The sequence below is a fragment of the Coleofasciculus sp. genome (assembly GCF_046539235.1).
Classification (GTDB): Bacteria; Cyanobacteriota; Cyanobacteriia; order Cyanobacteriales; family Coleofasciculaceae; genus Coleofasciculus.
The window spans coordinates 1-13,705 of sequence record NZ_JBKHHI010000155.1 but is presented as its reverse complement, the minus strand read 5'-3'; the positions used below and the strand labels follow the sequence as shown (position 1 = coordinate 13,705).

The following is a 13,705-nucleotide window of genomic DNA, read 5'->3' as shown; positions in this document are numbered from 1 at the left end:
TACCGGGAACCTTAAGCATTGATGAAGATGCTTGTCCGTCATTCATCGTTCTGATTGACTACAACGAAAGCCACGCTAATCGTGTAACCAATTTAACCGCAGATGCTTGTACTCCTTACCTGACGAGTGACTCTGTATCTTGGCTGGATATTCAGGGGTTAGGTAGTGAAGATATTTTATTAGACTTAGGGAGAATTTTTAGGTTACATCCCTTGCTATTGGAGGATGTGGTTAATGTCCCGCAGCGCCCAAAAGTGGAAGATTACAGCGACCAGTTACTGATTATATCCCAGATGGTCATGCCTAAACCCACAGAAGATGGGTTCTGGATTGAGCAAGTGAGTTTTGTCTTAGGAAAATCCTATTTGCTGACATTTCAGGAGGAACCAGAACGGGATTGTTTTGAACCAGTACGCGCTCGAATTCGGGGACATAAAGGTAAAATACGGCAAGCGGGTGCGGATTATCTGGCGTATGCGCTCTTGGATGCGATCATTGATGGGTTTTTTCCAGTGCTGGAAGACTATGGGGAACGCATTGAGGCTTTAGAGGATGAAGTAATTCTCAACCCTAATCACCAAACCCTGGAGAAAATTTACCAGGTTCGCCGGGAATTACTGGCGTTACGCCGTTCAATTTGGCCCCAACGCAGTGCGATTAATGCATTAATTCGCGACGGTAGCCATTTGATTAGTTCAGATGTTCGCATTTATTTGCGGGACTGTTATGACCACACGATTCAGGTACTTGATATGGTAGAAACCTATCGGGAATTGGCGTCGGGCTTAATGGATGTTTACTTGTCCTCCGTCAGCAATAAAATGAATGAAGTGATGAAAGTTTTAACGGTCATGTCAACGGTTTTCATTCCAATCACCTTTATCGCTGGGGTTTATGGGATGAACTTTGAATATATGCCAGAATTAACCTGGCGTTGGGGATACTTTGTCTGTTGGGGCGTGATGATTGCCATCGCGGCGTCTCTCTGCTTCTTTTTCTGGCGTCGCGGCTGGTTCAAGGATTCTCGCTTTGCCAAGCATGATTAATGTCATGAGTTAACTGTTGCCTAATAACTTTTCACGAGTTGGTTGTCTATTCTGTATGAATCAGGAGTGATAATTTTATGGATTTTGCTACCGAGATTGCCCGAAACATGTTGGTTTTAACAGTTTATTTTATTGTAGTTGCATTAGTTTTTAACCGAGCCTTTCAATCATTAGATAAGCTCGTAAAGTTTGAAACTGATGCCGCTTATCTCAATAAGCAATTATCCGCCAATAATCTACAGAATATTCTTGAGATAAAATTCTCTTTTGCCGATAAATACGAATTGGATGAACTGAAACGTTTATCCATGAGTATTGAAAATAAATCCAAAGATGTTTTCGTAGAAATTGATTGGAAACAGTGTTTTATCAGTGATTTCGATAAGCGCATTCGGCGAGCCATTCGCGTGATTCCCGGCAAAAATGAGGCAGCCTCTCAATCACCGAGTACAATTCTCCCCGGTCAAACCCTAAAAGAAGAGATTAGCGATGAAAAGATCGGTTCTCCTCTTTTTGCCCCGAAAAACCTACAAGCAGCGGCTGACAAAAACGACTATTTTTACTTGCGTTTATTCTTAAAGATATCGGAAGGAAATACAAAAGGACGTTCCTGCAACCTACGCTGTCAGTTCATCACCAAAAATCTGTCCTGGCAAAAAGCACTGATCCTCGCCTTACAACCAAAATAATTACGGTGTTCCGCCCCAATAAATAGCCCAGGGCGATTAAAATAATAACTAAGGAGAGAGTCGGCGCAGGTGGTTGCGGATTCACCCTAGTGGTGAATCTGAGGAAAGTCCGGGCTCCCGAAAGACCAAACTTGCTGGGTAACGCCCAGTGCGGGTGACCGTGAGGATAGTGCCACAGAAACATACCGCCAATTTGTCATCAGTCACCAGTCTTATGTCTAGAACCAAGGACATAAGACAAAGGACATAAGACAAATTGGTAAGGGTGCAAAGGTGCGGTAAGAGCGCACCAGCAGCATCGAGAGGTGCTGGCTCGGTAAACCCCGGTTGGGTGCAAGGTCGTTAGGAACTACGGTTGGTCTTTTACCAGTTCCTGCTTAAAGAGCCGCTAGAGGCGTCTGGTAACAGGCGTCCCAGATAGATAACCACCCTCCTAGTAATATAGGAGAACAGAACCCGGCTTACGTCTGACTCTCTCCCTTCTAGTCATCAGTTTATTGTCGGGGCGGGTTTCACTGATAACGTTTGACAAAAACCCATAACTTAACTAAACCCGCCCTTGATCACAAGTCATCAATGAATTATGACCATTGACCCCAGACGACACAAACAACTGCAAAAATTAGTGCAAAAGCTCGGATTACTGGACAATGCGCCTGTTCAATGGGATAAGCTTGACTTGGCGCTGACTCACCCCAGTATGTCCCGTGATGTGAACTATGATCAGTTGGAGTTTGTCGGGGATGCTGTGGTGCGAATGGCGGCTTCAGAGTTATTATTTGAAACCTATCCCAACGCTTCAGTCGGTGACTTTGCCGCAATTCGTTCCGTGTTGGTGAGCGATCGCGTCTTGGCTCAATTGGCTCAAGAGTATGGACTGGAGCGATACTTGCTCCTGGCTCCCAGCGCGGCGGCTGATCCGAGGGGTGAGATGTCACGGCTGGCTGACGCCTTTGAAGCGATAGTTGGCGCACTCTATCTGAGTACCCACACCTTAGAATTAATTCGTCCTTGGCTTGATCCTCATTTTCAGCGATTGACTGAAGACATTCTTAAAGATCCTGCCCGCCAAAACTATAAAGATGCTCTGCAAGAATGGACTCAAGCTCACTATAAATCTTTACCCCAATATCGCCTTACCGAAACCAATCCCATTGAGGGAGACGAGAATCGTTTTACTGCCCAAGTTTGGTTTCAAGGTCAGCAATTGGGTGAAGGGCAAGGACGCTCTAAAAAAGCGGCAGAACAAGCCGCCGCTAAAGCAGCTTTGGCTAAAGTGATTGGTGATTAGTCATTTGTCCTTCGTCATTTGTCCTTCGTCATTTGTCCTACTCGCTCCCGAAAAGAAGCAAGCTACGTCATAGTGACATCAGGGTGAAAAAAAACGATAATAGTGAAACCCGCCCCTACAGATTCAAAAATTCTATGAAGATCAAAATTGCCGTATTGGGAGCAGGACGCTGGGGTACGCATTTGGTGCGGAATTTCGCGTCACATCCAGATGCCCAACTGGTAGCGGTAGTTGATTCCTCTAAGGAACGCTTAACTCAGCTTAAAGAACGCTTGAACCTGAATCACAATGTAGTTCTAGCAGACAATTGGCAATCGATACAATCCCAGATAGAGTGCGATGCGGTTGTAATCGCAACGCCGGCGGTGACTCATTATTCCCTGATTCAAGACGCCCTACAGCAAGGGTTCCATGTGCTAGCAGAAAAGCCGTTGACCCTCGATGCGGCTGAATGCCAACAGTTGTCTGATTTAGCCCGTCAACAGCAGCGCCAATTGATGGTAGATCACACCTATTTGTTTCATCCGGCTGTTGAGCAGGGTAAAGCGGTGGTGCAATCTGAATGCTTAGGAGAATTGCGCTATGGCTACGCGGCTCGGACGAATCTAGGACCCGTTCGTCAGGATGTAGACGCGCTGTGGGATTTAGCAATTCATGATATCGCAATCTTCAATACCTGGTTAGGTGAGCAACCTGTGCAAGTTCAAGCCACGGGACGGGTGTGGTTACAACGGCAAGAGGGATCTGTCGGGGCGGGTTTAACGGATAATGTAACTAAACCTGCTCTTCTTGAGGAAAAAGATTTAGCCGATTTTGTTTACGTTATTTTGACCTATCCGACTGGTTTTCAGGCATATATTCACTTATGTTGGCTCAACCCAGATAAACAACGGCGTCTGGGGGTAGTGGGGAGTCAAGGAACGTTAATTTTTGATGAGATGCAAAATGATGCGCCCCTAACGCTTCAGCATGGGTATTTTGAGCAAAGTGGAGATGTTTTTACGCCTGCGGGTTTACGGCGGGAAGTCATAGAAATCGAGCGTCGTGAACCGTTGGCGCAAGTGTGCGATCGCTTTTTAGAGAGCATCCGCGATAATCAACCTGTATCAGTATCTTCAGGCTGGGTAGCGGCTCAACTGGTCAACATTCTCAGTTGTCTATCCCAGTCTCTCCAACAAGGAGGAACGCCGATTAAGGTTCCTCAGTTAGCGGAATGACAGATAACTTAAAACCTCTAATAAGACGTCAATTCCCATTTTCCTACCTGATTGAGTCGGTAGCATTCCACGTTCATTGTTGGAAATACTATAGGGAATAAGCTGTTACGCCTTTAAATGCTCACTGTCAAGTTGCTCATCTGTATCCTGTCCCTTTGTTTCGACAAGCGGTAAGCTAATATTCACCGTCGTTCCCTGACCTTCTCCAGCACTAAAAAGGGTAATTGTCCCCCCCATCAATTCGATCAAGTTGCGGGAAATAGCCAGACCGAGACCTGTACCACCGTACTTGCGCGTGGTTGACCCATCTACCATGACAAAGGGACGAAATAGTTTAGACTGTTGCACCGGATCGATGCCAATTCCCGTATCTCTAACTGTTACAACAACTTGTGCAGGAAACAACTCTCCAGTTCCCTGATTTTCAGTAACTTGTCTATTGCTGGGAATCGTGGAGACGCTAGCAACAGATGTAGAATCATCAGCACTCACCAAGGGTTCGGTCTTATCGCTGGCTGTTTCAATCTGTGTACTGACTGTAATGCTGCCCGAATCAGTAAACTTTGCCGAGTTACCAATGACATTAATTAGGACTTGCTTCAGTTTAGCAGGATCAGCAAGAACGGGAAGTTTTTTATGCAAGTCTTTCGTATTGAATTCGAGTCCCTTCGATTTAATAGAGACTGCCTGCAAGTGAATCACTTCATCAATCAGTTGACGCAGATCGATCAGTTCAACTTCAACGGAAAGTTGACCGGACTCAAGTTTTGCCAGGTCTAAAACATCATTAATAATGTTCAACAAATGAATAGCCGCTTCATCGGCTCGTTGTAAAAAGTCAAGTTCTTCGTCGCGGTCATCACAGAAACCATCTTTGACCAGTCGCAGGCAACCAATAATACCATTGAGAGGAGTTCTCAGTTCGTGGGAGGTCGTGGCGAGAAACTCATTCTTCAGTTGGTTGGCGGCTTGGGCTTCTTTCCAGGCGGATTCGAGTTCTTCTGCCCAATGTTTGAGGCGATCAAACATGCCATCCAGGGCTTCGGCTAATTGGTTAATTTCTCGAATTTTGAAGGTATGAGGAATGCGATAATTCGAGTGAAGCTGGGATTCATGCAGGGCGCAATCTCTGAGTTTTTCCAAGGGATGAGCGAGGTCACGGGCAATGTAAATTGTGGCTAAAATACTGGCAGCAATTAAGCCACAGGTGAGGATAAACAGAACTTGGCGGATATCCTGAAGACCGATCAGCGCACTCTCTAAGGGAGTAACAGCGAGAATAATCCATTGCTGGTCAGATTGGTCGCTAATCGGACTTTCAATCGCTGTGTAGCCAGCGACATATTCCTGACCATCCCAGGCAAGATGGATAAAGGACTCACGACCTGCGATCGCGGCTTCGACTAGACTCTCAAGTCTTGCAGAATCGAGTTCTTGGTTGATATTCCCTCCCACTTGCTGGGCGATGGGATGCACCAGAATTTTACCTTCTTGGGTAATCACCACGGGTTCACCAGATAGGGAACCAGGCTTGATAGATTTGGATTGGAGTAAGGTTGAGCGAATGCTCAAAGCATATTGGAGTTGACCCTCAGCGTTATAAACGGGCGCACTCAACAGAATCGGGAGTTTGCTTTTGTCTGAGATGGCTTCAGCTTGGTTTGTCGCAGGGGTTGAGGGTGCTAGCGGAGGTAGCACGGTAACCTCAATTTGAGACGGATCGATAGAGACCTCACCTTGCTGGCTAGACCATTGCGATATCACTTGCTGACTGGCGAGTAAGGGTTGATTACAGGTACTGCTCACGATATCTTGAGTCTGGATATCACTCAACTGCACGCAATTGATCGGGGTTGGGAGTTGTTGAGCCAGTTGGCTAATAAATTGTTGATAGCCTGTCAATGACTGAGATTGAAGGACTATGGCTTGGCTAGCGGTCAGCAGGTTAGCTTGTAACGCTGAGATCGCCTCTTGGATGCTTTCCCCTTTTCTCACAGCACTTTCGGTTAAATTTTGACGTGCTGTGTCGAGAAGCGTTGAGCGTGCTTTTCTGTAGGTCACATAAACTCCCAGAAGCAACACTGGCACGCTGAGTAACAACAGGCGTGACAGCAAAACACGACGAAAGGAGGATTGACCTGGCTTAGCCATAAGATACGCTGGTGTGATTGCAGAAGGACAGGCGGTAGAAAGAGTAATCGTTAATAAAGTTTACGAGTCACCGAGTCTCCCTGAAAACCCCTCATATCTATCCTAGAACGATTCAAAAGCTCTTTCGATTGTTTTGATCGACCCTTCTCAACCACCAACTTTAATTTTGTCCGACTACTTAGACAACTATGCCGGAAACGCCTGCTATCAATCGACCCCATACCACAGTGGTTCTGGCAATGAGTGCCGACGGCAAGATTGCGGACGTGACGCGATCGCCTGCCCGATTCTCATCGCCTGCGGATCAAGCCCATCTGGAAAACCAGGTGGCATTGGCAGATGGGATTTTGTTCGGTGCAGGAACTCTCCGGGCTTATGGTACCACTCGCAGTGTCTCAAATTCCCAGTTACAGCAACAGCGTCAACAACGGGGCTTACCCATCCAACCGGTGCAGATTGTTTGCTCCCGTCTAGCTCAATTCGATCCGCAATTACGCTTTTTTCGCCAAAATGTACCCCGTTGGCTGTTAACGACAGAGGCGGGTGCTCAACCCTGGCGGAACAAGTCGGATTATTTTGAGCAGATTTTGGTGGTGAATGCCTCTAACGATGGGATCAATTGGCATGACGCTTATCAACAGCTCAACCAATTGGGCATTCAACGGCTTGCCGTCTTAGGGGGGGGTGACTTAGTGGCGTCTCTACTTGCGGCTGATTTAATCGATGAACTCTGGTTCACGGTTTGCCCCCTGATTTTAGCGGGTGCAGCCGCCCCAACGCCAGTGGCAGGGACTGGATTTTCACAGCAATTGGCGAAGCGCTTAGAACTGTTGGCGGTTGAGAGGATTGACCAAGAGTTATTTGTACACTATCGGTTGTCGAAGGGATGAGGAGATAGGAGAGATGGTGGGTTGTAGAGACGTTGCATGCAACGTCTCTACTTAAATAAAGGGCAGGTTTTGCCGCCAAGCTAAGGAAAACAATCAATATAGCACTACCGGCATACGTTAGGACATTCCCCTGTTGCCTGTTGCCTGTTGCCTGTTGCCTGTTGCCTTTTCACCCAATTTTATTGTCCTAACCTCAATGCGTAATGCTATATTACTCCCTAAACCCGCCCCGACAAATTTCAAATCAGGTTCCCTCGAAGGTTGTGAAGGGACAAAATCTCTTCCAAGCAATTCATCTCACGCCAATCGGTCAAAATAAACTTGACTATGTTAACTTATGTAAAGAACCCCTCAACCCCTTACCAATGACATAGAGCAAATTGCCAATAAAGATCTTCACCGTTTATCTTAACCAATGCCGACCTAGACCTACTTATAGATTTTCCCAATGGTTCACCAACCGCAGACTGACTATTCCATTAACTGGGTTAACCGGATGGCTGATATTCCCCAAGCCGCTTGGGATGCCCTTGCCCAACCCCTGAAAACACCATTTCTGGAATGGGATTGGTTGAATAATTTAGAAACATCGGGAAGTGCGACATCTAAAACCGGCTGGTTGCCCCATCATCTAACAGTATGGCGAAACCGACAGCTTATTGCGGCTGCGCCCTTCTATATTAAAGGTCATAGCTATGGAGAATTTGTCTTTGACCACCAATGGGCAGATCTATCCCATCGTTTAGGCGTTCGCTACTATCCCAAACTGTTAGGAATGACGCCGTTTACCCCAGCAGGCGGTTACCGATTTTTAATCGCACCTGGAGAAGATGAAGATGAACTGACTGAGATTATGGTGAGTGCCATTGATCACTTTTGCGGGAATAACCGGATTAGTGGCTGTCATTTTCTCTTTGTTGACCCTGAATGGCGACAGGTGATGGAACGCCATGGTTTTACAAGCTGGTTGCATCACAGTTATATTTGGCAGGATAAAGGGTTTAGTAGCTTTGATGATTATCTGAGTATCTTTAACGCCAACCAGCGCCGTAATATTAAGCGGGAACGTAAAGCGGTGACTAAAGCCGGACTGCGTTTGATTCCTTTAGTCGGGGATGATATTCCCAAATCCCTATTTCCCCTGATTTATAACTTCTATAGCAGCACCTGCGATAAATTTTTTTGGGGCAGTAAGTATCTGACGCGCCAGTTTTTTGAACAGTTGTATCCTGACTATCGTCATCGTGTGGTATTGGTGGCGGCTTATCGAGAGGATGATCACCGACATCCAGTGGGGATGTCGTTTTGTATTAATAAGGGTGATCAGTTGTATGGGCGCTATTGGGGCTGTTTTGAGGAATATGATTGCCTGCATTTCGATGCGTGCTATTACACCCCGATAGAATGGGCGATCGCGAATGGGGTTAAGATGTTTGATCCTGGTGCTGGGGGACGCCACAAGAGACGGCGAGGATTTCCCGCTACACCGAATCACAGTCTGCACCGATTTTATAATCAACGCCTGATGCAAATTTTGCGCCACTATATAGGTGAGGTGAATGAAATGGAACAGGAAGAAATCGATGCGATCAATAACGACTTACCGTTTAGCAAACGAGATATTCAATTTTTGGTTCAGGAGTGATTGATTTTCTGGGAATAATGAATTAGGAAAGTTTTTCAGTTGCCTACCTAACTTCAACACAATTGACAGGGGTCTGAATTTTCTTCCCAATTGCCATGAGGCTTCTGCCTCCTGCCCTCTACAGGCTTAAAAGCGTTCAAGCACGATACTATTCAAGAAGGGAAGCATTGAGCCAAAAAAAGATGAACCAAACAGTAGAAAACCTGCGTACTATTGATGACAAACTGTCTAAACGAGAGATTGAACTTGATCCCGGTGGATATTTTATTATCTACCTCGACCGGGATCAGGGGTTAATTTGTGCCAAACATTTCACCAATGTGATTGATGATCGCGGTTTAGCCGTTGACCCAGAAACGGGTAAACCGATTCCCGCACGAGGTAAGGTGGAACGCACGCATACTCAGGTGTTTACAGGCAGAACCGCCAAGGAACTTTGTGTGGTTATTTTTGAGCAAACTCAGCCCTGTCCAGTCACAATGTTGGATCATGGGGCTTATTTAGGACGGGAGTTTATGCGGGCTGAGTATGCTTTAATTACTGGGCAGGAGTATGTTCAAGATTAGTGCCTTACAGGGAACAGGGAACAGTAACAAATGACAAAGGACAAATGACGAACTTAACCAGAGAAGCCCTGATAAAAGAAGTAAGTTGCCATCGGTACGACTGTCGCGACAACCAATAGTACAACAACCCAGATGGTTGAGTTTTTGGTGTCAGTTTCTTCTGCGCTGGTAAATGTGCCTTCAACCTGAACCGTTTCTTCGACAACCGGAGGACCGGGGTCTGGTTGACCTGATAGCACAGCCACTAAGCGATCGCTAGCCTCTAAAAAAGACTTATTGTACTTGTTACCCTCCCGCAAGGGGACTGTCATTGTTTCCGATGCGACACTCTCGGCAATTTCGTCGGGCATAATTGACTTGACGTCTTCCCCAGTGACAATGGCAGTATTATTCGTCAGGGTATCGATAAGCAGTAAGGTTTGATTCCCTTGGGCTTCCGGTGTCGGATACCATTTTTTGAATAGGGCTTTGGCAAAGCTGTCTACGGTTTCACCGTAGTCTAAACGGCGAACCGTCACAAATCTGACTTCCTTGTCGGTTTTCTGGGCTAAGTCTTCCAAGCTTTTGCTCAACTTGCCTTCATTCAGGCGGCTGAGTACGTCGGCTTGATCAATCACCCACGTTGGTTCACCCGCGTTGACATTGGGCATTTGGTAGACGTTTATAGCGTTGGCAGGTGCAGCCACAAATCCGCTAACTAAAACGCCCAGTAATAGCGGTAGTATTAGACGTTTCCGGTTTTTGTATAGTTGATTGAAGATTTGTCTCATTTACTGACTCTTGAGATGACTGTTTTTTTCAAAATACTACACTCTAGTGAACGACCGATATCTAGCTCATGTCTTGACATATAGCCATAGTTATGCAACGTAGATTCCTGATTTCTCCAAGAAGTCAGGGGTTTTGGTCGGTAGACGTAGACGATGATTCGCGCCGATTACTCCTGATATATGGTTAAGCTATAACTAATTTGATGAAGTTTTTTAAAGGTCTTCCCATATTGTGCCATGGGATTACCCCTCCTTGCTTACAATGTTAAGTCAGGTATTTTTGTAAACATTCAGAGTGAGAGGCAACATCTAGATGGCAGATGCAAGAAATATGGAAATGGTAAAACCTTACGGGGGAGACCCTTTTGTAGGTCATTTATCGACTCCAATCAGCGATTCGGCGTTTACCCGGGCATTCATTGGCAACCTGCCCGCTTACCGCAAAGGGCTATCCCCATTCCTACGAGGTTTGGAAATTGGCATGGCTCATGGTTACTTCTTAGTTGGTCCTGAAGTTGTGTTTGGCGCACTGCGGGATTACCCAGAAGCCCGTTATCTCGGCGGCTTAGTCACTGCTTTGGTTATCGTGCTACTGGGAACCGCCGGAATGGCTGCTTGGGGATTAGTGTCGCTCAAAAGCGCCGCCGAAAGCGCTCCGAGTACAGAACGACTCAAGACGTCTGAAGGCTGGAGTGAATTTGCGGGTGGATTCTTTGTTGGAGGTATGGGTGGCGCTTTCGTAGCCTACTTCCTACTAGAGAATTTTGAGACGGTGGATGCCATTTTCCGGGGTTTTGTGAATAACTAACTCCATTGGGTTCACAAATTGAGTAATATTTGTCTTGAACTCTTGTAAATTTAGATAGGACAATTTGACATGACTGGTTCTTATGCAGCTTCGTTCTTGCCTTGGATTCTGATTCCCGTCGTTTGTTGGCTCATGCCTGCTGTGCTGATGGGACTTCTGTTTATCTACATTGAAAGTGACGCCTAAGCAGGTCGTTTTTCAACGTTGAGTTAGATGGGTCCTGTGGGTGTTTCGTTCGCATTGTGAGCAAAACACCCACAGGACAAAGTTACATTAATGGGGAGTTGGGAACCTTATTCATCTCTAGTGCCAGAGACTTCCCCTTCTAACCCCACCATAATACTTATTCAGCAGACCCTACTTATACCCCCTCACGTTCAACAAACTCAGGTAAAAATAATTTTGGGAAGGCTAAAGCAACTTCGATATTATATCCTTAATAAAAATATGTTTTATTATTTTATTTTTGCTGTATTTTCTACTATTTTATCTAATTTAAATTTTACTATTAATATGAATAGAATTGGCTTAAACAATATTGGCAATACCATCCCATAATAGATTGTAGTATACTATTATTGAAAGTCAATCTGCTTTGATTAGAGATTCATCTCACCGTCAAATCGAAGATTACGACGGGAGTAATCTTACCCGATCAACTTAAATTATTACGTAAGTTACACAAGGAGTTTACATGAGCAACACGAGTAACTTTCGTCAAGCCATGCGTAATGCACAGGGTCAAGCCCTAGTCGGACCCAATGTTATAGCCAATGCTCTGCCCTACGTCGGCGGTGGATTGGTTTTAACGGCTGTCGGGACTTATGGTGGTTTGAATGTCCTTACCACCAACCCAGGGTTATTCATGCCTACCTTCTGGGTTGCCCTGATTGCTGAATTAGTCCTATTCTTCGTCGCTCGTGGTGTGGCGGAGAAAGGCAATAACAGTGCAGCATTGCCCCTGTTGGCGACCTATAGCCTGCTCTCAGGCTACACCCTCAGTGGTATCGTCTATGTTGCCCTCGGCACTTCAGGGGTGGGGGTTCCAGGGATTGGAATCGCCGCTCTCGGTTGTGGTGTCACTTTTGTCGCTGCCCGTCAAATTGGCTCGAATCTTTCGGAGCAAGATGGGATGGCGTTAACCCAAACCGTGCAACTGGGTATTATTGCCTTGTTGGTGGTGTTGGTGGGTCAGCTCGTCTTAAGCTTTTTTGGCGTTTATACCCCTAGTTGGCTAGAAATTGGCATCTCTGGCATTGGCGTTTTACTGTTTGTTGGTGCGGCGGTGGTGGATTTCTATATCTTGCCCCGCACCTATCGCAATGATCAGTATCTGCCCGCCGCCCTGTCGATGTATTTGACCTACATCAACCTGTTTATCTTTATTTTGCGGTTGCTGATTGCCTTTAATCGCGACTAATGGACTTACCTTATCCCACGCTTTAATTTAAGGCGTGGGATACCTGTCATTGGTCTGATGTAATTAAGTTTTTTGATTACAATTGATCAAGGGTAGTAAAGTACCAAAATCAAGAAACATGGAAGTTTTAGAGATTAAACGCGAAGTCGAAACCTTGTCGGATCGCCTGGGAAAAACCCAGGACTATCTTTGACGTACCTGCACTGACTGCCAAAATTAAAGACTTAGAGCAACAAGCCGCTCAACCGGATTTTTGGGATGATCAAACCTTCGCTCAGCGAACCCTGCAAAAGCTGAATGACCTGAAATTGAATTTGCAGCAGTACCAGCAGTGGAAAAGTAATCTAGAGGATGCGAAAGCGGTTCTGGAATTGCTGGAATTGGAAACCGATGAAGCACTGCTGCAAGAAGCTCAAACCAATGTAGTCAAGCTGAATCGCGAACTTGACCGTTGGGAATTAGAACAGCTACTATCGGGTCCTTATGACGCCAATGGTGCGGTACTGACGATTAATGCTGGGGCTGGTGGAACGGATGCCCAAGATTGGGCAGAAATGCTGTTGCGGATGTATACCCGTTGGGCAGAAAGCCAAGGGTATAAAGTGCAGTTGGCAGAACTCTCAGAAGGCGATGAAGCGGGAATCAAGTCAGCCACCCTGGAAATTCAGGGACTCCGCGCCTATGGCTATTTGAAAGCTGAGAAAGGAACTCACCGACTGGTGCGAATTTCTCCCTATAACGCCAACGGAAAACGGCAAACCAGTTTTGCTGGGGTTGAGGTTATGCCCATCCTGAACGAGGATGTAGACCTAGATATTCCCGAAACGGATTTAGAGATTACCACCTCTCGTTCTGGGGGTAAGGGCGGTCAAAATGTCAACAAAGTGGAAACCGCCGTTCGGGTGAAGCATATTCCTACAGGACTTGCCGTGCGCTGTACCCAGGAGCGATCGCAACTCCAAAATAAGGAAAAAGCCCTCGCCCTGCTGAAAGCCAAGCTATTGGTGATTGCCCAAGAACAACGCGCTCAGGCAATTGCCGAAATCCGAGGCGATATGGTTGAAGCCGCTTGGGGGAATCAAATTCGCAATTATGTCTTCCATCCTTACCAGTTGGTGAAAGACTTGCGGACGAATGTGGAAACCACAGGGGTTGATGATGTCCTGAATGGGACGCTCGATCCCTTTATTGAAGCCTACCTGCGTCAGGAAA

General features: G+C 46.2%; 13 protein-coding genes and 1 other RNA gene. 12 read left to right on the top strand and 2 right to left on the bottom strand.

Annotated elements, in window-relative coordinates; translation table 11 throughout:
- The 5 genes from corA to ACLFWI_RS15250 all read left to right on the top strand — a co-directional run.
- Positions 1–1,046: magnesium/cobalt transporter CorA (corA, locus tag ACLFWI_RS15270; protein ID WP_446413633.1), on the top strand; the 1,046-nt coding region annotated here is incomplete at its 5' end.
- 77 nt (positions 1,047–1,123) lie between these two features.
- Entirely contained in the window at positions 1,124–1,735 is a 612-nt protein-coding gene (locus ACLFWI_RS15265; protein WP_446413632.1) for a hypothetical protein, read from the top strand.
- 55 nt (positions 1,736–1,790) lie between these two features.
- Positions 1,791–2,215, top strand: an RNA gene (gene rnpB, locus ACLFWI_RS15260) — RNase P RNA component class A.
- A 103-nt stretch (positions 2,216–2,318) separates the two neighbouring features.
- On the top strand, positions 2,319–3,026 hold the full coding sequence (gene rnc, locus ACLFWI_RS15255; RefSeq protein WP_446413631.1) for a ribonuclease III: 708 nt from the start codon (positions 2,319–2,321) through the stop codon (positions 3,024–3,026).
- Positions 3,027–3,160: 134 nt separating this feature from the next.
- The gene (locus tag ACLFWI_RS15250; protein ID WP_446413630.1) at positions 3,161–4,243 is read left to right on the top strand and encodes a Gfo/Idh/MocA family protein; all 1,083 of its coding nucleotides are present in this window, start codon (positions 3,161–3,163) and stop codon (positions 4,241–4,243) included.
- A gap of 105 nt (positions 4,244–4,348) precedes the next feature.
- Here ACLFWI_RS15250 and ACLFWI_RS15245 read toward each other — a convergent pair whose 3' ends face one another.
- Positions 4,349–6,394, bottom strand: a complete 2,046-nt coding sequence (locus ACLFWI_RS15245; protein ID WP_446413629.1) for an ATP-binding protein — start codon at positions 6,392–6,394, stop codon at positions 4,349–4,351.
- 188 nt (positions 6,395–6,582) lie between these two features.
- Here ACLFWI_RS15245 and ACLFWI_RS15240 point away from each other — a divergent pair, with 188 nt between their 5' ends.
- The 3 genes from ACLFWI_RS15240 (at position 6,583) to ACLFWI_RS15230 (ending at position 9,495) form a co-directional block, all read left to right on the top strand.
- Positions 6,583–7,284 (top strand): RibD family protein, encoded by a 702-nt coding sequence (locus tag ACLFWI_RS15240; RefSeq protein WP_446413628.1) that lies wholly within the window; start codon positions 6,583–6,585, stop codon positions 7,282–7,284.
- A gap of 448 nt (positions 7,285–7,732) precedes the next feature.
- Positions 7,733–8,929 carry a GNAT family N-acetyltransferase gene (locus ACLFWI_RS15235; RefSeq protein WP_446413627.1) on the top strand — a complete coding sequence of 399 codons (1,197 nt, stop codon included), beginning with the start codon at positions 7,733–7,735 and terminating at the stop codon, positions 8,927–8,929.
- Between the two features lie 182 nt (positions 8,930–9,111).
- Positions 9,112–9,495 carry a DUF4346 domain-containing protein gene (locus ACLFWI_RS15230; RefSeq protein ID WP_446413626.1) on the top strand — a complete coding sequence of 128 codons (384 nt, stop codon included), beginning with the start codon at positions 9,112–9,114 and terminating at the stop codon, positions 9,493–9,495.
- Between the two features lie 53 nt (positions 9,496–9,548).
- On the opposite strand, the gene psb32 is transcribed toward ACLFWI_RS15230, so the two are convergent.
- Entirely contained in the window at positions 9,549–10,265 is a 717-nt protein-coding gene (psb32, locus tag ACLFWI_RS15225; protein ID WP_446413625.1) for a photosystem II repair protein Psb32, read from the bottom strand.
- A gap of 313 nt (positions 10,266–10,578) precedes the next feature.
- Here psb32 and ACLFWI_RS15220 point away from each other — a divergent pair, with 313 nt between their 5' ends.
- The 4 genes from ACLFWI_RS15220 to prfB all read left to right on the top strand — a co-directional run.
- Positions 10,579–11,073, top strand: a complete 495-nt coding sequence (locus tag ACLFWI_RS15220; protein ID WP_446413624.1) for a photosystem I reaction center protein subunit XI — start codon at positions 10,579–10,581, stop codon at positions 11,071–11,073.
- 69 nt (positions 11,074–11,142) lie between these two features.
- Positions 11,143–11,259 (top strand): photosystem I reaction center subunit VIII, encoded by a 117-nt coding sequence (locus tag ACLFWI_RS15215; RefSeq protein WP_446372983.1) that lies wholly within the window; start codon positions 11,143–11,145, stop codon positions 11,257–11,259.
- A gap of 508 nt (positions 11,260–11,767) precedes the next feature.
- A complete protein-coding gene (locus ACLFWI_RS15210; RefSeq protein ID WP_446413623.1) occupies positions 11,768–12,493 on the top strand; it encodes a Bax inhibitor-1/YccA family protein in 726 nt (241 codons plus the stop codon).
- A 118-nt stretch (positions 12,494–12,611) separates the two neighbouring features.
- Positions 12,612–13,705 (top strand): peptide chain release factor 2 gene (gene prfB, locus ACLFWI_RS15205; RefSeq protein ID WP_446413622.1). Its coding sequence is split into 2 segments (ribosomal slippage), with 1,093 coding nucleotides annotated over them: positions 12,612–12,683 and positions 12,685–13,705; the frame shifts between segments, so codons are not numbered across the junction. This gene is flagged as partial in the annotation.